This window comes from Haloarcula japonica DSM 6131, assembly GCF_000336635.1.
Taxonomy (GTDB): domain Archaea; phylum Halobacteriota; class Halobacteria; order Halobacteriales; family Haloarculaceae; genus Haloarcula; species Haloarcula japonica.
In genome coordinates, this window is record NZ_AOLY01000042.1 from 91,911 (window position 1) to 115,088 (window position 23,178).

At 57.9% G+C, this 23,178-nt stretch carries 25 protein-coding genes, 1 tRNA gene and 1 pseudogene; 14 read left to right on the plus strand and 13 right to left on the minus strand.

From position 1 onward, the window contains the following. Positions 1-81 precede the first annotated feature (81 nt). The 5 genes from C444_RS18430 (at position 82) to C444_RS18450 (ending at position 4,259) form a co-directional block, all read left to right on the plus strand. Positions 82-597, plus strand: a complete 516-nt coding sequence (locus C444_RS18430; protein WP_004594567.1) for a COX15/CtaA family protein — start codon at positions 82-84, stop codon at positions 595-597. A gap of 104 nt (positions 598-701) precedes the next feature. Then, the gene (locus tag C444_RS18435; RefSeq protein ID WP_004594568.1) at positions 702-1,688 is read left to right on the plus strand and encodes a thioredoxin domain-containing protein; all 987 of its coding nucleotides are present in this window, start codon (positions 702-704) and stop codon (positions 1,686-1,688) included. 7 nt (positions 1,689-1,695) lie between these two features. Continuing rightward, positions 1,696-2,112, plus strand: a complete 417-nt coding sequence (locus C444_RS18440) for a disulfide bond formation protein B (RefSeq protein WP_049909643.1) — start codon at positions 1,696-1,698, stop codon at positions 2,110-2,112. A 98-nt stretch (positions 2,113-2,210) separates the two neighbouring features. Beyond that, the gene (locus tag C444_RS18445; protein ID WP_004594570.1) at positions 2,211-2,936 is read left to right on the plus strand and encodes a CPBP family intramembrane glutamic endopeptidase; all 726 of its coding nucleotides are present in this window, start codon (positions 2,211-2,213) and stop codon (positions 2,934-2,936) included. Between the two features lie 168 nt (positions 2,937-3,104). Beyond that, positions 3,105-4,259 (plus strand): multicopper oxidase domain-containing protein, encoded by a 1,155-nt coding sequence (locus C444_RS18450; protein WP_004594571.1) that lies wholly within the window; start codon positions 3,105-3,107, stop codon positions 4,257-4,259. A 204-nt stretch (positions 4,260-4,463) separates the two neighbouring features. On the opposite strand, the gene C444_RS18455 is transcribed toward C444_RS18450, so the two are convergent. From C444_RS18455 to C444_RS18470, 3 genes are all read right to left on the minus strand, one after another. After that, positions 4,464-4,649, minus strand: coding sequence for a DUF7333 family protein (locus C444_RS18455; protein ID WP_011222429.1), 186 nt, complete (start codon positions 4,647-4,649; stop codon positions 4,464-4,466). A gap of 283 nt (positions 4,650-4,932) precedes the next feature. Continuing rightward, complete coding sequence (locus tag C444_RS18460) at positions 4,933-5,685, minus strand: DUF7260 family protein (protein WP_011222428.1); 753 nt, start codon at positions 5,683-5,685, stop codon at positions 4,933-4,935. Positions 5,686-5,788: 103 nt separating this feature from the next. Further along, on the minus strand, positions 5,789-6,352 hold the full coding sequence (locus tag C444_RS18470) for a plastocyanin/azurin family copper-binding protein (RefSeq protein WP_011222427.1): 564 nt from the start codon (positions 6,350-6,352) through the stop codon (positions 5,789-5,791). A 98-nt stretch (positions 6,353-6,450) separates the two neighbouring features. On the opposite strand from C444_RS18470, the gene C444_RS18475 reads away from it, so the two are divergent. The 4 genes from C444_RS18475 to C444_RS18490 all read left to right on the plus strand — a co-directional run bounded on the left by C444_RS18475 (position 6,451) and on the right by C444_RS18490 (position 8,562). Beyond that, positions 6,451-6,525 (plus strand) — tRNA-Glu (locus tag C444_RS18475). 40 nt (positions 6,526-6,565) lie between these two features. Further along, positions 6,566-6,985, plus strand: a complete 420-nt coding sequence (locus C444_RS18480; RefSeq protein WP_004594575.1) for a hypothetical protein — start codon at positions 6,566-6,568, stop codon at positions 6,983-6,985. Positions 6,986-7,464: 479 nt separating this feature from the next. After that, the gene (locus tag C444_RS18485; protein WP_152420832.1) at positions 7,465-8,325 is read left to right on the plus strand and encodes a hypothetical protein; all 861 of its coding nucleotides are present in this window, start codon (positions 7,465-7,467) and stop codon (positions 8,323-8,325) included. A gap of 54 nt (positions 8,326-8,379) precedes the next feature. Then, on the plus strand, positions 8,380-8,562 hold the full coding sequence (locus C444_RS18490) for a hypothetical protein (RefSeq protein WP_225935282.1): 183 nt from the start codon (positions 8,380-8,382) through the stop codon (positions 8,560-8,562). Positions 8,563-8,625: 63 nt separating this feature from the next. On the opposite strand, the gene C444_RS18495 is transcribed toward C444_RS18490, so the two are convergent. Continuing rightward, positions 8,626-10,998, minus strand: coding sequence for a heavy metal translocating P-type ATPase (locus C444_RS18495; protein WP_004594578.1), 2,373 nt, complete (start codon positions 10,996-10,998; stop codon positions 8,626-8,628). Positions 10,999-11,360: 362 nt separating this feature from the next. Between C444_RS18495 and C444_RS18500 the strand changes: the two genes are divergently transcribed. Both C444_RS18500 and C444_RS18505 read left to right on the plus strand, forming a co-directional pair. Beyond that, positions 11,361-11,657: a PadR family transcriptional regulator gene (locus C444_RS18500; protein ID WP_004594579.1), complete on the plus strand. Its 297-nt coding sequence runs from the start codon at positions 11,361-11,363 to the stop codon at positions 11,655-11,657. A 68-nt stretch (positions 11,658-11,725) separates the two neighbouring features. Beyond that, entirely contained in the window at positions 11,726-12,613 is an 888-nt protein-coding gene (locus tag C444_RS18505) for a hypothetical protein (protein ID WP_004594580.1), read from the plus strand. A 321-nt stretch (positions 12,614-12,934) separates the two neighbouring features. Here the strand turns inward: C444_RS18505 and C444_RS18510 are convergent, their stop codons facing one another. From C444_RS18510 to C444_RS18530, 5 genes are all read right to left on the minus strand, one after another. Further along, complete coding sequence (locus C444_RS18510; RefSeq protein WP_004594581.1) at positions 12,935-15,217, minus strand: copper-translocating P-type ATPase; 2,283 nt, start codon at positions 15,215-15,217, stop codon at positions 12,935-12,937. Between the two features lie 131 nt (positions 15,218-15,348). Next, positions 15,349-15,546 carry a heavy-metal-associated domain-containing protein gene (locus C444_RS18515; protein WP_004594582.1) on the minus strand — a complete coding sequence of 66 codons (198 nt, stop codon included), beginning with the start codon at positions 15,544-15,546 and terminating at the stop codon, positions 15,349-15,351. Between the two features lie 146 nt (positions 15,547-15,692). Beyond that, on the minus strand, positions 15,693-16,088 hold the full coding sequence (locus C444_RS18520; RefSeq protein WP_004594583.1) for a hypothetical protein: 396 nt from the start codon (positions 16,086-16,088) through the stop codon (positions 15,693-15,695). Between the two features lie 137 nt (positions 16,089-16,225). Continuing rightward, positions 16,226-16,501 carry a DUF7521 family protein gene (locus C444_RS18525; protein ID WP_004594584.1) on the minus strand — a complete coding sequence of 92 codons (276 nt, stop codon included), beginning with the start codon at positions 16,499-16,501 and terminating at the stop codon, positions 16,226-16,228. A gap of 3 nt (positions 16,502-16,504) precedes the next feature. Then, positions 16,505-16,855: an ArsR/SmtB family transcription factor gene (locus C444_RS18530; RefSeq protein WP_004594585.1), complete on the minus strand. Its 351-nt coding sequence runs from the start codon at positions 16,853-16,855 to the stop codon at positions 16,505-16,507. A 114-nt stretch (positions 16,856-16,969) separates the two neighbouring features. Between C444_RS18530 and C444_RS18535 the strand changes: the two genes are divergently transcribed. Further along, positions 16,970-17,530 carry a DoxX family protein gene (locus C444_RS18535; RefSeq protein ID WP_004594586.1) on the plus strand — a complete coding sequence of 187 codons (561 nt, stop codon included), beginning with the start codon at positions 16,970-16,972 and terminating at the stop codon, positions 17,528-17,530. A gap of 243 nt (positions 17,531-17,773) precedes the next feature. After that, positions 17,774-17,959 carry an SHOCT domain-containing protein gene (locus tag C444_RS22805; protein WP_004594587.1) on the plus strand — a complete coding sequence of 62 codons (186 nt, stop codon included), beginning with the start codon at positions 17,774-17,776 and terminating at the stop codon, positions 17,957-17,959. An 11-nt stretch (positions 17,960-17,970) separates the two neighbouring features. Here the strand turns inward: C444_RS22805 and C444_RS22810 are convergent. From C444_RS22810 to C444_RS22815, 3 genes and pseudogenes are all read right to left on the minus strand, one after another. Continuing rightward, positions 17,971-18,143, minus strand: a pseudogene (locus C444_RS22810) (universal stress protein); the annotation flags it as partial. 283 nt (positions 18,144-18,426) lie between these two features. After that, positions 18,427-18,825, minus strand: a complete 399-nt coding sequence (locus tag C444_RS18545; protein ID WP_004594588.1) for a hypothetical protein — start codon at positions 18,823-18,825, stop codon at positions 18,427-18,429. A gap of 188 nt (positions 18,826-19,013) precedes the next feature. After that, entirely contained in the window at positions 19,014-19,316 is a 303-nt protein-coding gene (locus C444_RS22815; RefSeq protein ID WP_004594589.1) for a hypothetical protein, read from the minus strand. 503 nt (positions 19,317-19,819) lie between these two features. Between C444_RS22815 and C444_RS18555 the strand changes: the two genes are divergently transcribed. Further along, positions 19,820-20,320, plus strand: coding sequence for a CBS domain-containing protein (locus C444_RS18555; RefSeq protein WP_004594590.1), 501 nt, complete (start codon positions 19,820-19,822; stop codon positions 20,318-20,320). A gap of 68 nt (positions 20,321-20,388) precedes the next feature. Here the strand turns inward: C444_RS18555 and acnA are convergent, their stop codons facing one another. Continuing rightward, positions 20,389-23,172: an aconitate hydratase AcnA gene (acnA, locus tag C444_RS18560; protein WP_004594592.1), complete on the minus strand. Its 2,784-nt coding sequence runs from the start codon at positions 23,170-23,172 to the stop codon at positions 20,389-20,391. Positions 23,173-23,178: the final 6 nt, after the last annotated feature.

Genomic DNA, 23,178 nt, shown 5'->3' on the forward strand with positions numbered 1-23,178 from the left:
ACTCGCTGGGAATCCGGCTTAACACTTTGTCTCCAAGACATCAACTCGTCACACCGCAAGTCAACGTCCCTACCCAATATTATGTCTCAAGCCCGACTCCGCAGGCACGATATACGAACCGCGATTTCAAGGATTCCGGTCGAGTACAGGCATATCGCCAGTTTGACGCTACTAGTGACGTATATTGTGATGCTTCTTGGAGCCTACACCAGTGCAATCGGTGCTGGACTTTCCTGTCCCGATTGGCCGACCTGCTACGGGACGTGGGTCCCCTTCCTTCAACCCGAGATCATTGCTAACTCGCCATACTCTGCACTCCAAATCTTCGCTGAGTGGGCTCACCGTGGACTGGCGATGACGGCCGGGGTTCTGATCGTCGGCACGACCCTTGGAGCGTGGGTGACACACCGTAATACCCCGATTGTCAAATGGTCGGCCACGGCCGCTCTCGTCCTCCTTCCGTTACAGGTTATCCTCGGAGGATTGACCGTCACGGAAGATCTCCAACCGACCATCGTGACGACGCATCTGGGCGTGGCAATTCTCATTCTCCTCTGTCTCCTGACGACCTGCCTCGTCGCATATCTCCGCCGCTGATGACCCCTTGCGTATAACACAATGCCACAGATACCGACGATTCAGCTCACTATGAGAGCAGAACACGGAGCCTATGAAATCTACACTTGGAGTAGTGATCACGAATGACTGCCCATACCTGCCCGATCTGTACAGATCAATTCGAAACAGCTGGAGCAGCGCGTGACCACACATGGAACGTTCACAGCGCCTGCCATTATTGTGGCGAACAACTCGGTGACGAGACTGACGAGCAGCTCTACAGACACTGGCTCGTCGCGCACCCCGACGACCTCTCAGGTGTGGATTACAAACGGGCTGAGACAGCCGTTGATTCACTCACGTTCTCAGAGCGGCTCTCCGAGGGAGGTGTTGGAGCTGCTGTCGGAGGACTAACCCGCCGACAGCTTCTCCTCGGCGGTGGTGGTGCCGCCACTGCCGGTCTCGTGATCGGCGCCACCGCTCTCTCTAACAATACGAGCACTGAGCCGGATGACGGCGCGACTGCTGGAGGTGATACGGGTGCCGTTACCACTGCCCCGATTCCCGACTCGCCTGGAGACTTCCGCTATGCGACGATGGGGTCTGCTGATGCCGATGTCATGGTCACATACTTCGGGAGCTGGAAGTGTCCGTACTGCGCCCAGTTCAGTACGGAGATGCTTTCACAACTCGTGACGGACTACGTGGAACCAGGAACAATTGCGCTCGAGTTCCGCAATCTGGCATATATCGGTGGCGACCCATTTTTGGGCCCCGATGCACCGGCAGCCGGTCAGGCCGGATTAGCCGTCTGGAACACCGACCCAGCCTCATACTGGGCGTTTCACGAATACGTGTTCGGGAATCAACCACCCGAGAGCGACCAGTGGGCGACCGCCGAGAGATTGGTCGAGTTTGCTCAGGCCGCAGGCGTCTCCGAGACAGCGTCGGTCCGCACGGCCATCCAAGAAAATCAGTATGACGACGCGCTGCGGGCGACTGACAGGGCTGCGAGCGATGTCGGTGTCGATGCCACACCCACGCTCCTCATCGATGGCATGACGGTCAATCCACTCGGAAACGAAGAGCGAGTAAGACAGCTGATCGAAGATGCAGCTGGATCAAACTGAGTCATGGATGTCCGACGGACGATTCTGGCTTGCAGGCGGGGCAGGCGTCGCGGCGATTGCAACCCTGGGAAGCCTCTGGTTCAGTCTCGGCCTCGGTCTCGTTCCGTGTACCCTCTGCTGGTACCAACGTATCCTCATGTATCCGCTTGTCGTCGTTCTCGGCGTTGCCGCCCTCGAGAGCCACAACACAATCTGGCGAACAGTCGTGCCACTATCCGTGGTGGGAGCTTCAATCGCGGGATATCACTCCGTACTCCAAGCAACGACGGCCTCATGCACCTTTGCTGGCCCCTGTGCAGTTGTCCAGTGGCAGGCTCCGGTGCTCGGACTTACAATTCCGAATCTCTCACTCATCGCGTTCGTGCTCGTGATAATTACAGTCCTCGCTGGATCCAACCTCGTCGAACCTGAACGTCAGCTATGAACAAAATCACTACCGCGGGATGTCTTGGAATGAATAGCGCCGGAATCGACCTATCGAAGCCAGCTTGTAGGGTGGAGCCCTACGCTCACATCTGATTAATGTCGTCGATATCTCGTTTCCGGTCTGTCGCCTCGGCGATTGGTCTCACGTATGGATCATACGTCGCGGGGGCTATCGTAATCCTTGCCGTCGCGACGGTAGTCGGGTTGTTCGGAGTCGACCTCGCGTCGCGCCCAGCCCTCAGACTGGTTGTGAGCACGTTCTTCCTCCAAGGAGTGACGTTTGGGGGCATCGCCATCCTTTATCTCAAAGGCCGTGATCTCGGATTGGGATTCGTTCCAGTTCGTTCACCTGACAAGCGTGATGGAGCAGTGATTGTTGGCGGGAGTATAGCGATCCTGGGGTTGCTCTTTGTGGCGTCCTCAGTAATCACAGCCCTCGGTCTGAACTCGGCTCAGAATCAGATCGTCGAGGTCGGGCGACAAAATCCGAGTGTATTCCTTCTTCTGATCCCCCTTCAATTCCTGTTAGTCGGCCCGGGAGAAGAGCTGTTGTTCCGGGGCCTCGTACAGGGCACCCTCCGTGAAAGTCTCCATCCGGCTCGTGCAATCATCCTCGCAAGCGCTCTGTTCGCATCGATCCATCTCTTCTCGTTGTCAGGGGAAGGCAAACTGGTGTACATCGGTATCGCATTCGTCCTGGCCTTAGTACTGGGAGCAGCGTACGAGTATACGGACAACCTCACAGTGCCGGCTGTGATTCACGGGACGTATAACGCGGTGCAGTTTGCAGGGGCCTATCTGACGGCGACGGGCGGACTCTAAAAATCTGACCACTTTGTCGTCTCAATTTCAGACTCCTAACGGCGAACAAGTATAAATAAAAAGCCGCCATCTCCATTCGCCTTTTGCCGAACATATCCACGCACTGTCCCGTGAATTGGGACACCGCAGTCGCCCTATGTTTAGGCCAACCAAAATGCCGAGTGTATCATGACCACACGTTTCGGCGCACCCGGAACCGGACTGTCCCGGCGTGAGTTTCTCGCGGCAACTGGCGCGACGGGTATCGCTTCGTTAGCAGGCTGTTCGGCGGGCGGAGCTAACGAGCCAGCAGCAACGAGCGATACGGCCACGCAGACACAAACTGACTCGCCTAATCTCCCCTACACCAGCCCTCCAACAGTCGTCAACGTCGACGAGCAGGGTGGTGGAGTGACGATGCGGACTCAACAGGCCCGCCACGCCGTCCACCCGCTCGATACAATGGGTGGGCCCGTCGAATTCCCACGCGTCTGGGCGTTCCAGGCCGACGACAACGACCCCAGCGTCCCAGGCCCAATTCTCAGAACGACCGAGGGTAACGCGATGGAGGTGACACTCGACAACACCGATGGCCGACGTCCCCACACGATTCACTTCCACGGAATTCGCAAGACGTGGGAGAACGACGGCGTCCCGACGACGACCGGGATTCAGGTCCCGCCAGGGGAGACACACACCTACGAGATTCCCGCTAACGTCCCTGGAACGCATTTCTACCATTGCCACTTCCAGACCCACCGGCATATCGACATGGGCATGTACGGGATCTACCGAGTTGATCCCGAAGGCTACGAACCGGCGGACCGCGAATACTTCATGACGATCAAGGACTGGGATTCGCGGGTTCCGCGGAAGTGGGCCGGTGAGGCGGACTTCACATACAATTCGGCCAGTCGCAATCCGGACGTGTTCACCGTCAACGGGAAGAGCGCACCCCGAACGCTGCACCCCGAAGAAGGCTCACCGATCATCGTCGACGAGGGCGACTCAGTTCGCATCCACCTCGTCAACGGTGGATACATGTCGCACCCGATGCATATCCATAACCACCGCTTCCAGCGTGTCGAAAAGGACGGCGGGACGATTCCAGAGGCTGCCCGCCACGACATGGACGTCACGAACGTCGCCCCCGCTGAACGACACACGATCGAATTTACTGCCGATGCAGACCCCGGCATCTACCTGATGCACTGCCACAAGGTCAACCACGTGATGAACGGCACGTTCTATCCCGGCGGGATGCTCACCGGCGTGGTCTATCGGTCCGTCATGGATACTGACATTTTCAACCAACTTATGGAGTACGCTGGCTACTCCACGTAGAGACCCTCTACACCACGACCAGGACAGGATCTAACTGAACGATAGGGGTTACCCAACCCAGGTGGACTCCTGTTGGTTCGACATCACCCCGCTAAAACAGCCGTCGCTAGGACTGCGAACCGGTCATCGAAATAATCTGAATCAACACAGCTGGGGGCTAGCATGGACCGCAACACAGCGGATTCCGGCTACTGGGTCGGCCTATTATGCACTGGCGCGGAACTCGCCATGTTTCATTCCCAGGAAGAACGCGATGACCGAGAAGATAATCATCGAGGGCAGAACCATCATAAAGACCGTCGAGGAGGTCATCACGGTCGTGAGCGCAATCGCCGCGACGGCGACAATTACGACAAGGGGGGCCACCGAGCGCACAAAGTCGAATTCCATATGTACAGTTGTGACCGGATAGACAAAACCGTTAACAAAGTAGATTTGCTGGAAGCCGGTATTGACACGGTGCGAGCGGAAGCCCACCCTTTCACAGTCATTGCCGGAGTCGATTATCTAACATGTTCGACGCCCACTCACGCCGATTCTGAAAGCCGTGCACCCGGTGCACGGAGTTCCTCGATTCCATCGCTGAGTTTGCCAGCACTAATCGCAGCCAAATCAGCAACTACTGTTCAGCCATAGGACGACGTCAAGACAGAGTAGGAGGTAAAAGAGAGGACTACTCATATTGGGAGATGATCTCCAAGATATCGACAAACGTCGCCAATACCGGATAATCAACCTCCAGACCCTCATAGAGATATGAACAGAGGTCAGTGTAGGCATCCACGTCTGCCGACCGATCGATTCGATGAGCGTGGATTTCCTCCTGCCGTTGCTGGATCCAACTCTTACATTCATCATTCAACGTATGAAGCGTCTCGTATCGGTCGGTTAGTTCAATATCTGAGTTCCCCTGTAATTTCGTAGAATCAAGTTCTGCTATCGCCTCTCGAATCTCTTGAACTGTAGATTGCACGTCTTTGAGGGTAGTGAATTCATCCTGGAGGCTCTCCAGAAAGACTCGGCGGTTGTCAATACACTGCTGTGCGGCCTCGAGGAGCCGTTGTTTGATGAGCGGTGAGAACGTAGTCGCTTCTGAGATCAGGAGCAACACATCGGCCCCGAATTCGGCACTGAGGCTCGCCTCGAACGAATCACCGTACACGTCGCCGTAGTGGTCGACCGCCATCACAGTATCATGATACCACGGCTCGATGGTATTACGGACCGACTTCTCTTCGGATGTAAGGTTCTGATCCACTCCAACAACGGACCGTTCGAACCGAGGAGTCTGTGTGTCGACGGTCTGGATACGCTGGCGAAACCGTTGGAAGGCTTGACATTCGCGCTCAACCTCACGTCGTTCTCGTAGAACACTATCGAGGGCAGCATCCGTGTATGTCGGCCACGGGCCTTGTGCGAGTGTCATCGACAGCGTATGTCTCCATACTGTCGGTCCGAAGCACAGTCAATGTCGGCCATATGGTGTACAAGCGATTCCGGAGCGCACAGCTCGCAGTATACGCGGCCGCCTACCCGGAGAACGAGCTGTACGAGACGCTGCCTTGATCAACGATGGTCTGGCTTTCGGGGACGTCTCCGTCCGGCGGCATACTCCCCTCCGCGGGACCGCCGGGTTCGCCAACGACGATCCGACCGACCATCCCCAGAGTCTTGTGCGGGATACAGAAGTAATCGTACGTCCCCGTGGTCTCGAACGTGTGCTCGAACGTTGCGCCCTGTTCACTCAGCGTTTCGCTATTGAACGTTTCTGCGCTTTCGGGAATCCGGGTAACTGATGCTGAGCTCGTTCCCTCTTTGTAGGCGGTTGCCGAGTGACTGCCGCTCTGGATTTCGAATGTCACAGTTTCCCCGGATTCGATGAACAGACCAATGGGATCGAAATAATACTCGCTCCCGTCAGTGACCATCATAACAGTATTCGAGTCTCCAGACCCACCAGCTGTCTCCTGCGTTTCAGTCGTGGTCGGCTCACCGCCACCGTCTCCGTTCCCCGAACTACTGCATCCAGCGAGACCAGTTACGCCACCTGTTGCGAGAATTCCGGCTGTCTTGAGAACCTGTCGACGCTCCATACCACATTATCAAAGACCCCAACATAAGGGGAAACGGCGGATTCCCACTGAATAGGACACCGACCAGACCTGAAGTACTGAAGCTCCAAGTTGAAGCTGCTCCGTTGGTGTAGCTCGGCCAACCATCTCGGCATCTCACGTCGAGGACCGAGGTTCAAATCCTCGACGGAGCATCCCCGATCTGATCCACTGCCCTACCCATAACCCTCACAGATGGCTACCGCACAACAAGGGACTGAGGAACACATTTTGACCCGCTATGCCTCCGTAGAGATCGGTACAATCACCAGTCCGTGTCTGATTGTTCTTGCCACCGCAACGGTTGTATACAACTGGCCACCGGCTGTACTCGGCTGGTTTGTATCCGGCCTACTCGGACTTCTCATCGCAGTAGTATCCGGCCGGACGTCAGCAATCAGGCCCAGTCTCATCAAATGGCTCCGGGCTGAGTCAAGAGGCGATTTAGCGGTGAATGCGATTGCATACAACGGCGTCTTGATTATTGGCACCGTACTTGGACAGATCGTGTGGACAGCATCGAATAGTCTCCTACTCGCTGCAGGGGTTGGAGCCGTTCTTCCGGTCTGGTTCTTCAAGCATATACAGTTCCTCGTATTTCTGGACGGCGAGTGAATTCACCGTGCCGATCGTACTTTCGGAGGGGGATATTTCCACAGCCAGCAGGATCTAACGACAGTCAAGCCCAGGATATCAGAGGTAAATCAGTCAGGTAGAAGTGCCTCTCTGTCCAAGACAGAATAATGTCACCGGAAGAGCGTCACCCACGTGGAGATCCCTCCCGTGGACAGACCACTCGAATCGGGTCTGTTCGGCCACTCTCTGTACTTCTTGCCGCAATTGTTACGCTCACTCAGGTTCCCGTCGCGTCCGCCCACGGTACAACCGGAAGCGGTGGACTCTCGCAAGGACACGGTGTACTTCTTGCTTTCGTTGGTGCCGTTATTCTCGGCGGCTTCATCCTTCTCAAACGGACCGATCGCATCACCTCAACAACCGCCCTTTACGGCGTATTTGTCGGGATCTCCATCACGGCACTCGGAGCAATTCTCTTCGAAGGGCTCTCCCCAGATCCGACATATACTGCGAGTTCGATGCCGTTCCCCCGGTCGTGGTATCAGCCGTTGGCCCTACTGAGTGGCTTGGGCATCATGGTCGCGAGCTTCATCGTTGGGTGGCTCCGCTGGCCATCCCGCCCACGATACACGTTCCTCGGCATCCTCATGGGATTGTGGATCTCGTACCCCTACCTCATTCCTGGACTGGCAAGTGATACACACCCACTTGGGTACGCAATCGTCCTCGGAACACCAATTCTAGTCGGCTACGTTGTCTGGAAGGACGCAGGGAGTGTCATTCGCGCAGTCATGCGTGATCCGGTTGCGCGTCGCTTCGGCATCGGCGTCGGTGTCGTGTTAGCACTCTTTTTCGTCTCTATAACAGGATACCTCTCGTTTTTCCCCGAGGAGGGCTTCCCCGAAGAGGTGACGGTCGTCGTTCTACCCGCAATCTATCAGCTAGTATCGTGGCCGACGCTCGAAATCGCGATTCCGCATCTCCCGTTCATACATATCCCGTTCTTCCTAGCCCTGTCACCCGGCCAGGTCATCGTCGTCGGGATGCTAAGCGCACTCATCGGGTTAAACGCCGCTCTCATCGCCCGTCACTGGCGCGTCGAGGAACGAGCCGGCATGACCGAAGGGACCGCCGGAAGCGCTGCAATCGTCGGGACGTGTACCTGTGGATGCTGTGGGCCACTCGTCGCGAAGATCGCGGTACTTGCTGCCGGGCCATCGATTGCCGCCCCTCTCTACTGGGTGTTCGTCGATTCGGCCTCGCCGCTCAGTGCAGTATTCATCGTTGGAAGCTTCGTCCTCTTCACGGGGAGCCTAATCTACTCGGTCCAAGCAGCCCGACAGCCCGATCAATCGGCTGCCATCATCCCGGCGGACTGAGGTAAGGTATCTACTGTGATCTCACGGTACCTAGGGGGACAAATGCCTCAATATATGAGGGGAAAACGTCGTCAGTACGTGTTTTTGGAACTGGCAGCGGTACTGATCGTTGTCGGCACCTTCGCAACCGGCTTCCTCCCGTCGACGCCGTTCTACCAAGTCCTCTCCGGAGGCATCATCGTTGCGGGCTTTGCGGTCGGGTACGCGGGGCTCGGTGCCTTTGAATTGCTCGAATGAAGCGATAGGAATCGTCTTCACCCGGTTACAGCAGGTATCTGCCGCTTCGCTGGGTTGGTGCCGCTACTCGTGAAGCAGGTCTCGAAACGAATTCGCTGCGAGGAGACCGCCGGTCGCCACGACCGCACCCATCGCGAACACCGGATTCAGCAACCCCGTCGCTGCGAGTGGCATCGTGACCCCATTATAGAGCAGCGCTAGCCCGTTGTTCTGTTTGACACGCCGACGAGCTGCATCTGCGAGATCGAACGTCGTCTCCACCGCCGCGAGGTCATCATCGACGATAGAAATATCCGCGGCATCGGACGCGAGTGCCGTTCCACCACCGAGCGAGATTCCCAGGTCTGCGGTCGCAAGAGCCGGTGCATCGTTCGTTCCATCACCAACCATTGTAACCTGTCCCCGGGACTGTAACCGCCGGATCGTCGCGGTCTTGCCTGCCGGCGGGACCCCCGCAAACACGTGATCGACGGCAGGATGACTGTCGAGAAAGTCAGTAGCAGCCTCGTCATCACCGGTCAGAACAACGATCTCGATATCACGGTCATTCAGCTGCGTGAGTGTGTCATCCCAACCTGCCCGTGGTTCGTCCCCCACGACGACGACGCCCTCTGCATGACCGTCACGACCGACGACGACCGGAAGGTGACCGGCCGTTCGTGCCTCTGCGGCACGCGTCTCGATCTGCTCGCTCACCGACCACCCAAGTTCCGCGAAGAGATCGAGATTCCCGACGAGAACGCGCGTGTCCTCGACGACTCCTTCGACGCCGGTCGCGTGGCTCGTGAATTCGGTGATGTCCGCTGCGTACTCGTGGTCACTGCCATCGGCAACCCCCCCATCGGCTCTTGAGCGATCGCCCTCCTGATTCCTTTGTGCAAACGTATTCACGATTGCGTCGGCCGCTGGGTGGGATGCTCGCTGTTCGAGGGCCGCGACGGTTTCAAGGAGATCCGACGGTGCATCCACCTCGAGGACATCCATCTGGCCGGTCGTGAGAGTCCCTGTTTTGTCGAAGACGACGACGTCGACGTTCCGAAGGCGCTCGAAGACTGTCTCGTCGAAGATGACGATGCCCCGCTCTACCGCTTGTTCGATACTGGTTGCCACCGAGAGCGGGGTTGCCAGGCCAAGTGCCCACGGACATCCCACTAAGAGAACTACCAGCGCCGTCAGGACGGCGACGGGAATACCAGTCCCCACCAGAAGCGACCCCAATCCAGCGAGTACCGCCCCACCGACGACGACCGGGATGATGACTGACGCGAGCTTATCGGCCTGCCGCTGGACACCGTGATCCCCACTCTGGAGATTCCAGACAGAGGTGACGAGGCGATCGATACTACTGGTTGTCCCATCGCTCACCGTGAGGACAGCAGCCCCATTTGTGACGACCGCCCCGCCGACGACCTCGTCCCCAGCTTGTTTCGATACCGGGAGCGACTCGCCCGTCACGATCGCTTCATCGACCGTGCACTCACTCTCAGCGAGAACACCATCGACTGGGATGCGTTCGCCCTCACGGACGAGAACCCGTTCCCCGGGTTCCAGACTGTGTACGTCGACCATCGTCGTCCCATCGGCGCCATACCGCCTGGCTTCGGTGACGTGGGAGATAGTGAGATTCGTCAGGCGATCCATCGCTCGCTGCTTGCTCAGTGATTCGTAGAAGATGGCGGCCACCACACTCGCGGCAACCACGATCGTGAGGTCGTAGAAAACGTCGAGTCGACCGAGGAGAAAGGCAATCGTGCTGTACACGTAGGCGCTCACCACGGTGATCGCGACGAGAAAGTCCGTATTCGGCTGTCGCATCTTCAGACTGACATACGCACCCTGTAACAGCGGCAGGCCGGTAAACACGAGGACGACACCCGTCAGAACGAGAAAGAGCGGGAGGATCAACAGGCCATCTCCACCGCCGATCCCGGACGTACTCGCGTACATATCGAGCGTCCCCTCACCAAAGAACGACGAGAGCTGCGCCGGATAGAGGAGGACCGCATATGGGAGGAGCATGAACGTCCCGAAAATGACGCCAGCAGCGTAACGGAATCCCAGCACCTCGTCAATCCCTCGTTCATTCGGCTCGTCCGACCGGCGCGACTGTCCGATTATAGTCGGTGTGTCATCGCTCCCTCCAGCACGGAGGGTTGCCGAATAGCCGAGTGTACTCAGGGTATCACAGAGAGTTTCCTTCGAGACGCGATCAGGGTCGTATGTGATACGAACCGTCTCGGTGACGTAGCTTGCTGCCACGTCTACAACACCCTCGCAGTCCTCGGCGACTGATTCAAGAAATGCTTCACACGTCGCACAGTGCATCCCGTCGACCTGAAAGAAAGCTCGTTCCTCAGACCCTAATCGAGGGGTATCCGCATCGCGTTCGCCCGCCCCAGCACCGGACTCGCGCATGGGGTCGTCTGTCGGGTCCATCCGACTGTGGACTCCATCGCCACCGAGTACTCGATGGACGTTTCGACATCCATCACAGCAGAAGACGGTGTCGTTCTCACCCACGACTCTATCGTCAGGGACAGCCCTACCACAAAGCGCGCACGTGGAAGATGAGGATTGAGATGAAGACACAATTGATTACCACCGGCTGACAGCTGACCGAGCACAGCCATGGAACCTCAACGGCGACCTCGGCCGAAGCGCCATTACCGGTGATACAGAGGCATGGGTATTAAGCGCTGTTTGGAGACGAGTGTACTGGTAGATATCCTCGATCCGAAGCTCTGCTTCTGAGTACCAGAGAGAACATATGCCATCCCTCAAAAATAGGGAGCAGACGGATGCACGATCTAACCGGGTTCCAGCGGGACGTCTTGTACGTTATCGCCGGGCTCGAGGAACCACACGGGCTCGCAGTAAAGGCCGAACTCGACGACTACTACGAACAAGAGATCAATCATGGGCGGCTCTATCCAAACCTCGACGACCTCGTCGGCAAAGGCCTCCTGGAGAAAGGTGAACTCGACAAACGGACGAACGTGTACACGGTCACACAACGCGGAGTGCGGGAGATCGAGGCGCGACGTGAGTGGGAAAGCCAGTATTTAGAGGACGTGAACGCACCCACTACGTCGTAGAACCAGGCGAGTAGAACTCAATATCAAAGCGGGACTGCTTTACCCACTTCCCACGAATACGCATTGAGATGGCTCGGCTCGTCTTCTATCATCACCCACAGGCCGAGAATTTCTCACTCAAATATAGCTCGGCATCGGTAGCAGAGATCCGGTCTCAGCAAGAGCAATCCGACGAGTCGACAAAGCTCATCGGGTACCCCTTCGAAGCTCCGGTCTATGTGCTCTATGAAGGCGATTCAGAGATCGAATCAGCGCAAGATATCGACTTTGATCAGGAATGGCTGAGCGATCGTATTCGTGACCTCCCCCGTGCTGGGCAGGTTGTCGCATTCCGATTAGTAGAGTTGCTCGAAGCCGCGGTCGAAGTTCGAGATGAGGATGAGTTCCGGCTCTACAAGGAGTTCGAACCACAAAAGATCCAGCAGGCACTCGATCACGTCTCCTGGGAAGCACCGCTTCCGACCGTCGCTGGAGAGGTGATGTCGAATTTGATCCTCCGACATTCCCTCCCGAATGCGAATCATCGAACTGGCATCGCGATGCTGCAGTTCTGTATTGAGAGTGTGGACCCGGATTTTGAGATGCCACGAACGCACGTCGACGACGATTCCTGGCGAGAGTGGGTCGATCCCTATATCGTCGATTCCAAACGGCTCATTACTGTCCGCCGGAACAACCTCCGTTTCAAGCAACTCGAAGACTTGGACGTCGACGTCGTCGAACGGAAAGACGGGATCCAAATCCGATTAGCCGAGTTCGAGCTGGATATGCACTGGAGAGAAGCCCTCACAGAGTATGCTGGGCAGCACGAATCTCACTGTACGGACTTCGCGCAGGCAGTTCTCGAACGAGCAGGACGGGACGATCTACTTGACCGTCAAGGACCAACGAAACAAGAGTTCCTCACGTATCTGGAGAACGGACTGGTCGAACGGGACTTCAGAGAAATGTTCTGATCAGTCGCGAAGCTCGGCGACCGACTGTCCGACCTCGCGAACGTGTTCACTTCGCTCGAGGTCGAGTTCCTCGGCGAGGTAGTCAACTGTCTCTTCGAGGCTCATGGTGGAAAGAAGTCCGTCAAGCGGTATAAACCTAGTGCTGGTGCAACAATGTAGTCCATCAGAGGAAGCGTCTGTGTATACCAAACTACGTATCCCTCGGGAAAACTGTGGAATCGGTGACTGCATAGCGATACCCACCGAAATCACGCAGTGTCGCCATTTGCTGTCCATCAACCGAACTCAATTGAAAGAAGCTCCGAAGCGATCGGGAGCGTTTCAGTCTGCAGGTTGTGCGTCAGTCGCTGGTGTCCCGCTTGGAAGCTCGGGGATGGACAGGTCCACGCGGCGGAGCAGCTGAGCGTTGATCGCGACGATTACTGTACTCAACGACATCAGGAGCGCACCCACAGCGGGGGAGAGCAGAATCCCGATCGGTGCCAAGACGCCTGCTGCGAGCGGAATTGCGAACACGTTGTAGCCGGCCGCCCAGACGATGTTCTCCTGCATCTTCCGGTAGCTCGCCTTACTGAGTTTCACGAGCCGAACGACGTCCATCGGGTTGTTCTGGACGAGGATGACGTCGGCCGACTGGACGGCGACGTCGGTGCCGCTCCCGATCGCGATACCGACGTCGGCCCGCGTCAGCGCCGGCGCGTCGTTCACCCCGTCGCCGACCATCCCGACGAGCTTGCCCTGGTCCTGAAGCTCCTGAACTTTCTCGTCCTTGTCTTCGGGGAGGACCTCCGCGAACACCGTGTCGATGCCCAGTTCGTCGGCGACAGCGTTGGCGACATCCTGGGAGTCCCCAGTCAACATCGCCACCTCGATGCCCAGATCGTGGAGGGTATCGACGACACGAAAACTCTCCTCACGGATTACGTCAGCCATCGCGAACGCGGCAATCAGCTCGCCTTCACGAACAAGGTATACCACCGTCTGAGCGTTCTGTCCCGCCTCGTCAGCGAAGCGGCGGAGATGGTCGGGTATCTCGCTATCGAGTTGGGTTAACAGGTTTGGCCCGCCGACGTACACCTCATTTCCGTCGACGTTCGCACGGACGCCCCGGCCTTTGATCGCCTCGAAGTCGGTCGCGTCAGGTGCGGTGAGGTCCTGCTCGTCGGCGGCCTCGCGTATGGCTCGCGCGATCATGTGTTCGGAATCGCTTTCGACGGCTGCTGCCAGCGCGAGAGCGTCGTCCTCTTCCACGCCCTCGACGGTCGCCATGTCGACGACGCCGTGTTCGCCTTCGGTGAGCGTCCCCGTCTTGTCGAAGATGATGGCGTCCAGGTTCCGCGCCTCCTCCATCGCGATACGGTCCCGGACCAGCATCCCGTTGCGAGCCGCCAATGACGTGTTGATTGCGACCACTAGGGGGATGGCGAGCCCGAGTGCGTGCGGGCAGGCGATGACGAGCACTGTGACGACGCGCTCGATGACCGTTGCGTCGAATGAGACCGCGAGCGTCCACGCGATTGCTGTCACGACTGCCGCCGCGAGGGCGACGTAGAACAGCCAGCCTGCCGCTCTGTCGGCCAGTACCTGTGTCTTGGATTTGCTCTGCTGGGCTTCCTCGACGAGGCGCATGATTCCCGCGAGCGTCGTCTCCTCGCCCGTCGCACCGACGCGCACGCGGAGGCTGCCGTCGCCGTTGATCGTCCCACCGATGACCTCGTCGCCGGGGTCTTTCGAGACCGGTTTCGATTCGCCCGTGATCATGGACTCGTTGACGTCGGAGTCTCCCTCTTCGACGACGCCGTCAGCAGGGACACTCGCACCCGGCCGGACGAGTACGAGGTCGCCCTCGGAGAGTTCACTCACCGGGACCTCCTCAGTGTCGCCGCCGTCGGTAATCCGCTCGGCGGTGTCCGGCATCAGCTTCGCCAGTTCGTCGACCGCACTCGAGGCCCGTCGCACCGACCGCATCTCGATCCAGTGCCCCAGCAGCATAATGTCGATCAGGGTGACGAGTTCCCAGAAGAACGCCGACTGCGTCGGGAAGACCACGCTCGCGAGGCTGTAGACGAACGCGACGGTGATCGCCATCGAGATGAGCGTCATCATCCCCGGCGACCGATCTTTCAGTTCCGGTACCGCCATCTGGAGGAACGGCATCCCACCGTACGCGAAGACGATGACCGCGAAGACGGGGTTGATCCACTCGCTGCCCGGGAACGCGGGGACGGAGAACCCGAGCCACTCCTGCAGCATTTCGCTGTATAGCAGGACTGGGATCGACAGGAGCGTCGAGACGAAGAAGCGCCGGCGGAACATCTGCTCGTGGCCCTCGTGCATCCCGCCATGCCCCTCACCGTGGCTCTCATGGGAACCGTGGTCGTGTCCTTCGCCCTCGTGTCCAGCGTGCTCGTGCTGCTCGTCGAGCACTGTCTCACTCTCCGCAGCAGGGTGTGCCTCTTCTTCCAGTAGCTCCTGTTCTACCCGCTGCTCGTCCGACTCGGCGTCCGATTCATCCTGCTCGCCGTGTTCGTGCTGGTGACTGCTGTCGTCCTGCTGGTGTTCCCCTCCAGGGGGATTCTCATTTGTATCTTTGTGGTCGTCCATAGCCCATATTCTCTGTAGAGGTGGATCCGCTGGCCCCCTGAATCTTCCCCACTGAACTGTACAGCAGGACCAGCGTAGCGAAGCTTCAAAGACAACGGTTGGCCGTTGTCTCGGAGTGGTCCGCGCGATTCTCAGGCGTAAGCGGTGTACCCGGCGTCTTCGACGGCCTCCACGAGAGCTGTGACATTTGCCTCACCATCGACGCTCGCCTGTTCGCTCTCCCTGTCGACGGTCACGTCAGTCACGCCGGATACCTCTTCGAGGGCCTCTTCGACCGTCTGCTCACAGTGACCGCACGTCATGCCTTCCACGATGATCGTCGTCGTCATACAGGGATACACACGGCCTCCTCTCTTTAGCGGATTTCCCCTTCGATCATACTGATATCGTGGGGCTCAAACTTTAGATTCAAAGTGATACCTGCGGCCGTAACGAACTAGACATCGGATGCGCCAGGTGTCAATAGCGAGGTGGCTCAAGTATCGTTGTGACGCTCTCTGTACGTCTTCGCCGCTAAAAAGACATAGAGTGCGCCGATAGCCCGAATGCCCAAGCGGAATCGCTCGTTCCATTCTATCGACTCTGGACGCTCGTACAGGAACGCGGTGGCAAATCTCTGATACAGGTCGGGAAATAAGAGGACTATCGCACCGAACACGCCGGTAAGATTCATCAGCAATGCGTATGCTCGCCCGTTAAAGAGTGAAAGCGCAGCTATCAGAACACCCTCCGACCGGACTGCTGGACGTATCCACCCTCTCACTGTTCCCTCGTCTGGATTCGAAATGGCGAGTTTCTCGAAGAGCTCGACGATTTCGTCCGGGAACAGCGCTGAGATAGCGCCGAGGACACCGACGAGTGTTCGAATCATACGATATGGTACGACCGATATGGATATAACTCCCACTGCGACGCTACACTATCGAGAACGAGGGGAGTCCGAACAGTAGCGGCTTCGAACCGGGCACGACGCGCAGAGGCCGCTTGTCGAATGGGCGTCCTGAATCCTTATGGATTCGGGGCATACAGGGCGTAGAGGATAGACAGCATCCCGGCTGCGGTGACGAGTGCTGCGACGAATCCTGCTTCGAAGATCGACACCTGGAGGAGTTCGAAGAGGACGCCTTCAAGGAGGCCGCCAAGCCCGACCAATGCGAAGCCGGCGGCGACGTACAGGAGTAACTGCGTGTGATGTCGTTGGTACCCGCGATAGGCCTGATATGCGATGACCAGTGCTAACGCGGTCGTGAACAGTTTGCCGATGACGAATAGCGTGTGGTCCATGATTCAGTCTCCCCGCATTTCCTCGAAGATGGTCGTAATCCGGTCGGCGGGGTCAGGCCGGATGTCGATGTTGACGTCGAAGCCCTCCGCCTGCAGGAGGATTTCGATGCGTTCGAGGCGCGCCTCATACTCGCTGTAGTGTCGTCCCCCGGGGTCGACGTGCGTATACTCCTCGAGGAGGCCCTGCTCGACGAGGCGGGTGACACGGCGTGAGACGGTCGGGCGTGACATGTCACATTCCTCGCTGAGTTCCTTCGCAGACAGTCGGTCGGTCTTCGTCGCCACGAGGATGTCGCGAGCGTACTCGTCGTTGAGTGTAGCGAAGATTTCCGACGGGTCGGACTCCTCGGTCACACGTCTCTACTCGCGACAGGAGCGTAATATAGCCCGCCGATTTTCTGACTCAGAACGCCGGCTCGCTACTATATCGTCTCTGCCTCCGTACTGATAGTTGAAGGTGCAATAACTATGTCCACACTTGACTCCGGCATGAACCAGCTCGAGAGCAGAGTCGGCGGCCTGACCGTCGGCGGGAAAGTTCACAGTCTCAGTGCGTGGTTCGTGCTCGCGCTCCGTCTCATGATGGGGTACGCGTTCGCGTACTCTGGGTTCACGAAGATCACCGGCGAGTTCGGCGCTGGCGGCTACCTGTCGAACGTCGCGGCGACCAACGGGAACCCGCTCGCGGGCCTGTTCGCGTGGATGGGCTCGACGCCGTGGTTCGTCGAATTCGCCAACGTCGCTGTCCCGTGGGGCGAGCTGTTCATCGGACTGGGCCTGCTCGTCGGCGCGTTCGTCCGCCTCGCGGCGTTCTTCGGCGCGCTCATGATGCTCATGTTCTACTTCGGCAACTGGGACATGGGCCACGGGTTCATCAACGGGGACTTCGCGTACATGCTCGTGTTCCTCGCGGTCGCCGCGTTCGCCGCGGGCCGCATCCTCGGGCTCGACCAGTACATCGAACAGTACGAGATCGGTGGAGAAGCGCTCGTCGAGCGCTACCCCGCCCTCGAATACATCCTCGGCTAACCACGCCGAACTCTCTTCAGGAGTACAATAATGCAAAATCCAATTCAATCACGCGGGATTCGTTCTCTGGGACTCATCGTCATCGGAGCACTGACGCTAGCCGTCATCATTGGAATGACCCTGACGCATGCTGCTGTTCCAGATACAGTTATGTGGGACTGGCATGACGGGATGTGGAATGATGGTCACATGGCCGGGTGGGGAATATGGAGCTGGGGGATAATGTTGATCGGTTTGCTGTGGATGGCACTTCTAATCGCCCTCCCCGTCTACATCGTCTACTGGCTGACAACGCGGTCGTCATCGGACGGCCCCACCGAGGATAGCGCACTCGCTGTCCTCCAGGAACGGTACGCTCGTGGCGAAATCGACGACGAGGAGTTCGAACGCCGGCGTGCTCGACTCACGCCTGACGGCGGCCGTTACTGACTGTTCTTCCGCTACTCGTCGACTTCCGTCTTCACGACGGTTGCTGGGCGGGTCGTCAATCGCAGGACGCGGTCGGTTACGCTTCTAAGCAAAGCCCGGTATTCTTCCGGTCGGTGTTTCGTCCGAGCACAAGTAGATCCATATCTTCGGCGTCAGCATACTGTACAATCACCTCTGCCAGTCGGCTGGCCTCTGCTACCGCGATTGCGTGAGATTCAGCCTCCTCAAAAGCAACGCCCCGTCAGTTGAGAGCAAAATCTTGTCGTACATCCTCTTTCCCCGGAGAAACTAACTCATAATAACCATCGCTCTTGGATAGTGGCGTAGCTGGTAACACCTTTTGTAACTTCACAAAGTTTGGAGATTATCGTCTCTCAGGGTTGAAGAGTCGAGGGTTTGGCTCTGTTTAAATCCTTCTCTTCAGACTCATACTCGTCCGAAACAGCTGGTCGCTGAAAAGTGCAAACCTAACATTGCTGCATGGATTTCGGCCAGTACTCTACACTTCCATTGTTGAGTAACGAGAATCGAACTCCGACGCAGTTCTCGTCGCCGTCAACGAACTCGGCTATATCGACCTCACGGGTTTCGCCATCCATCATGGTCCGGACGACGTAGTGACCTGGCTCATCGACAGGGTCCTCCACGTTGATGTTTGCAGTATCCGACGTCGCTCCCAACTGGTACGTTTCGGAAAACACCGACTTACCGTCCTCTTCGACGACCACGTCAACTTCGTACTCTTCCTCACGGTCGTTCTGTAACCAAATCCATGCGAGCTGTGGTTGTGGCCGGTTCTCGCCAATTTCGAGACAGCCGCCGAACAGCGAAGTCACACCGAGTAAGAGAAGGGCACGCCGCTTCATGTGGGTGCTATCCCGGTTGGAGTGTCATAGTGATTCGGATACTCAACCGGCTATACACCTATGTATACTACCTATCCTGAACGATTTGCGGGTGATGATTGTAGATCTGAACGACCGAGTCAGCGGTAAGACCGCGTCTGCAATCCGAGTGGTGGTAACTGATTCTCGATCAGTGGAGGGCCGGTCCGTCACTTATCACTGAGATGTGGATACACTAACTGGAGTTCGCCATCCAGCGTGTAGTCACTACTGAGAGTGCCGCCACCCGAGAGTTCGATGGTTGTGTGGATATTGAGGCGTGTAGCCGTTTCTGACCCCGGAATTACGATGAGATTGAGTGTGCTGATGGTTTCGTCTGCGAGGTCGTCTAAATCGGTGATCTCGATGATCGTTCCGAGCGCTTGATCAGGCGTATAGAGTGCTACCGATGGTGGTGGAGAGCTATCCCCTTCCACTGGCGAGACGACGGCGACCTCTGCGGGGGATTCCATTGCTGTTTCGGGCATCCAAACTCTCAGTTTGATCGATTCCACGTTCGTCCCGCCCCGGTGCCATATCTCGGTCGATAGATCGATACGTCCGGATGTCACGCTTCCATCGACACTTAAGTGACCGACCTCCTCGTCGTTCTCTGTGAAAATGAGAGCCTTCCTCCCGCTAGATTCCGTATTTACAGTCGGTTCAGAGAGTGTTTTGCTACCCGAAATTGTACTACATCCTGCTGTTGCGGCGACGCCAGCAGCACATACAGATGCAAGGTACGTCCGTCGGTTCACGTGGGGAAAGAGGTTTCCAGTTCATAATGTCGTGAGGAACGCTCAAACCCGTATTTGGGTCTCGATCGCTCTCACATCTGGATCGATACCTGCATTACCTGTACTGATCGATTGAGGGTACAAAACTATCAAATACTGAGGATTTCAACAGAGCCGGGGATTTCTATGACGACCAGCTGATGCTAAGCTATTTCCTGTTATGAATCGTACTGATTAGCATGGGTACCAGACCAACTGACCTCCGGATGGACATTGGGCGGATTGCTGACGAGTCGGTCGCCCGTGTCACGCCTGACGCCACGGTTGCCGAGATCGCTCACACGATGATCTCCCAATCGCGGTGTGCCAGGTACGTGGTCGTCGAAGAATCCGATCAGATCTCTGGTATCATCACCGATCGAGACCTGATTGCTAACCTGCTCACCGAGGAAAGCGAGTTAAGTGTGCTCACAGCCGAGACGAGTGGAGACGACGTACGAGCTGCTGACGTGATGACGCGTGACCCACTTACTGTGCCAGCAGATGCTGAGATTCCAAAAGTCCTGAGACAAATGAACGAAGCGGGTGCTCGACACGTCCCGGTTGTTGAAGACGGGAGCGTTATCGGGATGATCACTCTGGACGATTTAATTACGCATGTTGCTGGTGAGAGCGCACACGTTTCAGCTCAGATGGATAACGTAGCGGGCATCATCCGAACAGAGTCTACGCACGATTGAAACGCTAATTTGGACTCAAAGTTTTTCGTGTTGCTTGTGCTTCCAGAAATAGAGTCAGTTGAGAGAGATTATCGCATGAGGAGCCGTCTAAGGACGTAGTGGAGGATGCCGCCGTGTTCGATATAGGTCACGGCGGCCGGCGTGCCGACCTGTGCTGTGACCGGGAACTCGACAGTCGACCCGTCCGCGCGCTCGGCGATAACGGTCAGTTCGTCCATCACGTCGAGCCCGTCATCGAGGCCGTGGATCGTGAAGATCTCAGACCCATCCAGACCGAGAGATTCCCACGAGTCGCCATCATCGAACTGCAGGGGGAGCACACCCATGCCGACGAGGTTGTCGCGGTAGATGCGCTCGTAACTCTCGGCGATGGTTGCGCGAACACCGAGTAGGTCCGTTCCTTTCGCCGCCCAGTCCCGGCTGGAGCCGGTACCGAACTCTTCGCCTGCCATCACGACGAGCGGGACTCCCTCCTCGCGGTAGCGCTGGCTGGCTTCGAACACGGTCGTCTGCTCGTCGGTTGGGTGGTGGATCGTATAGCCACCCTCGACATCGTCGAGCATCTCGTTCTCGATGCGGACATTGGCGAACGTTCCCCGCATCATCACCTCGTGGTTGCCCCGGCGCGCGCCGTAGGTGTTGAACTCGTGCGGCTCAACGCCGTTATCGAGCAGCCACTGGCCGGCAGGGAGGTCAGATCCGAAGGGGCCAGCAGGGCTGATGTGGTCGGTCGTAACGGTATCGCCGAGTGTCAGCAGGCAGCGTGCATCCTCAATATCGGCGACGCCGGGTTTTTCGAGGGGGAAGTCCTGGAAGAACGGCGGCTCTCGGATGTATGTCGAGTTGTCGTCCCACTCGTAGACGTCACCTGTGGGCGCGTCGAGAGCAGCCCACCGCTCGTCACCCTCGAACACAGAGGCATACTTCTCCTCGAACATCTCAGGAGAGACGTTCTCGTGGATTGCTGCCTGCACGTCCGCTGCGTCGGGCCAGATGTCCGCCAGATACACCGATCCCCCCTCCTCGTCGGTGCCTAGCGGCTCGTTCTCGAGGTCGACGTCCATCCGCCCTGCGAGGCCGTAGGCGACGACGAGCGGCGGGCTCGCGAGGTAGTTCGCGCGGATCTTCGGGTGAATACGCGCCTCGAAGTTCCGATTTCCGGAGAGGACGCTCGTCGTCCAGAGGTCGTGGTCGTCGATCGCTTGCTCGATGGGATCGGGAAGTGGTCCGGCGTTCCCGATACAAGTGGTACAGCCGTAGCCGACGACCGCGTACCCGAGCTCTTCGAGATACGGAAGCAGGCCCGATTCCTCGAGGTACTGCGTGACGACGCGACTGCCGGGTGCGAGACTCGTCTTGACGTACGGCGGGACATCTAAACCTTTCTCGACGGCGTTCTGGGCAAGCAGACCAGCAGCGATCATCACCGACGGGTTCGAAGTGTTCGTACAGCTCGTGATGGCGCTGACGAGGACGTCTCCGTGTCCAATTTCCACTGTCTCACCGTCGAGGTCGACCTCGACGCGTTTGGTTAACGGGTGCAGTTCCGATTCGGGTTCGACCTGAACACCGCCGTCGGTCTCCGCACCAGCTGCATCACCTTCGCCGAGCCACCGCTGTAGGGCGTCTTCGTCGACATCATCGAGGTCGTCTTCGAACTCCCCGTGGAGAAGTCCCCGGAAGCTCTGTTTCACGTCCCCCATCGGAATCCGGTCCTGTGGCCGCTTGTGTCCGGCGAGACTCGGCTCAACAGTCGAAAGATCGAACTCGACCACCTCGGTGTATTCCGGTTCCTGTTCTCCGAACAGCCCTTGCGCTTCGAGATACTCGCGGACGAGGTTGATGTGGGCGGGGTCACGCCCGGTGAGTTCGAGATATTCGAGCGTCTGCTCGTCGACCGGGAACATGCTGATCGTCGAACCCTGTTCGGGCGCCATATTGGCGATCGTGGCCCGGTCGGGGACTGTGAGGTTCTCCACACCAGGACCGAAGAACTCCACGAACCGGTCGACGACGCCGACCTCGCGGAGCCGTTCGGTAATGTGGAGCACGAGATCCGTCGCCGTCGCGCCTTCGGGTAATTCGCCTTCGAGACGGACGCCAACGACCTCGGGGAGTTTCATCGTAACCGGCTGGCCGAGCATCGCCGCTTCCGCTTCGATGCCGCCGACGCCCCAACCGACCACACCGATGCCACCGATCATCGGGGTGTGGCTGTCCGTGCCGACGAGCGTGTCCGGCAGGAGCCAGTTCTCGCCGTCTTGCTCGCGGGCGTGGACGACCCGGCCCAGATGCTCGAGATTCACCTGGTGGACGATGCCGGTACCCGGCGGGACGACGTTGAAGTTCTCGAAGGCGTTCTGGGCCCACTTGATCGCGCGATACCGCTCGGCATTGCGCTCGTACTCCAGTTCGACGTTCTTCTCGTAGGCGTCTTCGGAGTCGAAGTAGTCGACCTGGACGCTGTGGTCGATCACGAGATCAATAGGAATCTCCGGTTCGACCAGGGTTGGGTCTCGATCTTTTCGGTCGACTTCGGATCGAAGGGCCGCCAGGTCGACGACTGCGGGCACACCAGTGAGGTCCTGTAGGACGACTCGTGATGGAGAGAACGGAACCTCCGCGTCCGGTACGTCTGGCTCCCAGCCAGCAGCATTCTTGACGTCCGCCGCAGTAACAGCTTCGCCGTCGGCGTTCCGGAGCACCGACTCAAGCAGAATACGGATGCTCACCGGGAGCGTGTCGAGGTCACAGAGTCCCTGTTCTTCGAGTGCTCGAAGATCGGCCATCTTGTACGTCGTCCCGCCGACGTCGAGCTCGCGGACGGCATCGAACGGAAGTGTATCAGTCATAGTATC

What these genes read in the sequence shown, in the direction of transcription:
- C444_RS18485 (WP_152420832.1), top strand. Translation starts at nt 7,465, where the DNA reads ATGCCGTTCCCCCGGTCGTGGTATCAGCCGTTGGCCCTACTGAGTGGC.
- C444_RS18510 (WP_004594581.1), bottom strand. Translation starts at nt 15,217, where the DNA reads ATGGACGACCACAAAGATACAAATGAGAATCCCCCTGGAGGGGAACAC.
- C444_RS22815 (WP_004594589.1), bottom strand. Translation starts at nt 19,316, where the DNA reads ATGGAATCCCCCGCAGAGGTCGCCGTCGTCTCGCCAGTGGAAGGGGAT.
- C444_RS18545 (WP_004594588.1), bottom strand. Translation starts at nt 18,825, where the DNA reads ATGAAGCGGCGTGCCCTTCTCTTACTCGGTGTGACTTCGCTGTTCGGC.
- C444_RS18440 (WP_049909643.1), top strand. Translation starts at nt 1,696, where the DNA reads ATGTCCGACGGACGATTCTGGCTTGCAGGCGGGGCAGGCGTCGCGGCG.
- C444_RS18495 (WP_004594578.1), bottom strand. Translation starts at nt 10,998, where the DNA reads ATGGACCCGACAGACGACCCCATGCGCGAGTCCGGTGCTGGGGCGGGC.
- C444_RS18490 (WP_225935282.1), top strand. Translation starts at nt 8,380, where the DNA reads ATGAGGGGAAAACGTCGTCAGTACGTGTTTTTGGAACTGGCAGCGGTA.
- C444_RS22805 (WP_004594587.1), top strand. Translation starts at nt 17,774, where the DNA reads ATGGCACTTCTAATCGCCCTCCCCGTCTACATCGTCTACTGGCTGACA.
- C444_RS18500 (WP_004594579.1), top strand. Translation starts at nt 11,361, where the DNA reads ATGCACGATCTAACCGGGTTCCAGCGGGACGTCTTGTACGTTATCGCC.
- C444_RS18520 (WP_004594583.1), bottom strand. Translation starts at nt 16,088, where the DNA reads ATGATTCGAACACTCGTCGGTGTCCTCGGCGCTATCTCAGCGCTGTTC.
- C444_RS18450 (WP_004594571.1), top strand. Translation starts at nt 3,105, where the DNA reads ATGACCACACGTTTCGGCGCACCCGGAACCGGACTGTCCCGGCGTGAG.
- C444_RS18430 (WP_004594567.1), top strand. Translation starts at nt 82, where the DNA reads ATGTCTCAAGCCCGACTCCGCAGGCACGATATACGAACCGCGATTTCA.
- C444_RS18515 (WP_004594582.1), bottom strand. Translation starts at nt 15,546, where the DNA reads ATGACGACGACGATCATCGTGGAAGGCATGACGTGCGGTCACTGTGAG.
- C444_RS18505 (WP_004594580.1), top strand. Translation starts at nt 11,726, where the DNA reads ATGGCTCGGCTCGTCTTCTATCATCACCCACAGGCCGAGAATTTCTCA.
- C444_RS18535 (WP_004594586.1), top strand. Translation starts at nt 16,970, where the DNA reads ATGTCCACACTTGACTCCGGCATGAACCAGCTCGAGAGCAGAGTCGGC.
- C444_RS18555 (WP_004594590.1), top strand. Translation starts at nt 19,820, where the DNA reads ATGGGTACCAGACCAACTGACCTCCGGATGGACATTGGGCGGATTGCT.
- C444_RS18480 (WP_004594575.1), top strand. Translation starts at nt 6,566, where the DNA reads ATGGCTACCGCACAACAAGGGACTGAGGAACACATTTTGACCCGCTAT.
- acnA (WP_004594592.1), bottom strand. Translation starts at nt 23,172, where the DNA reads ATGACTGATACACTTCCGTTCGATGCCGTCCGCGAGCTCGACGTCGGC.
- C444_RS18445 (WP_004594570.1), top strand. Translation starts at nt 2,211, where the DNA reads ATGTCGTCGATATCTCGTTTCCGGTCTGTCGCCTCGGCGATTGGTCTC.
- C444_RS18455 (WP_011222429.1), bottom strand. Translation starts at nt 4,649, where the DNA reads ATGGAATTCGACTTTGTGCGCTCGGTGGCCCCCCTTGTCGTAATTGTC.
- C444_RS18525 (WP_004594584.1), bottom strand. Translation starts at nt 16,501, where the DNA reads ATGGACCACACGCTATTCGTCATCGGCAAACTGTTCACGACCGCGTTA.
- C444_RS18470 (WP_011222427.1), bottom strand. Translation starts at nt 6,352, where the DNA reads ATGGAGCGTCGACAGGTTCTCAAGACAGCCGGAATTCTCGCAACAGGT.
- C444_RS18435 (WP_004594568.1), top strand. Translation starts at nt 702, where the DNA reads ATGACTGCCCATACCTGCCCGATCTGTACAGATCAATTCGAAACAGCT.
- C444_RS18460 (WP_011222428.1), bottom strand. Translation starts at nt 5,685, where the DNA reads ATGACACTCGCACAAGGCCCGTGGCCGACATACACGGATGCTGCCCTC.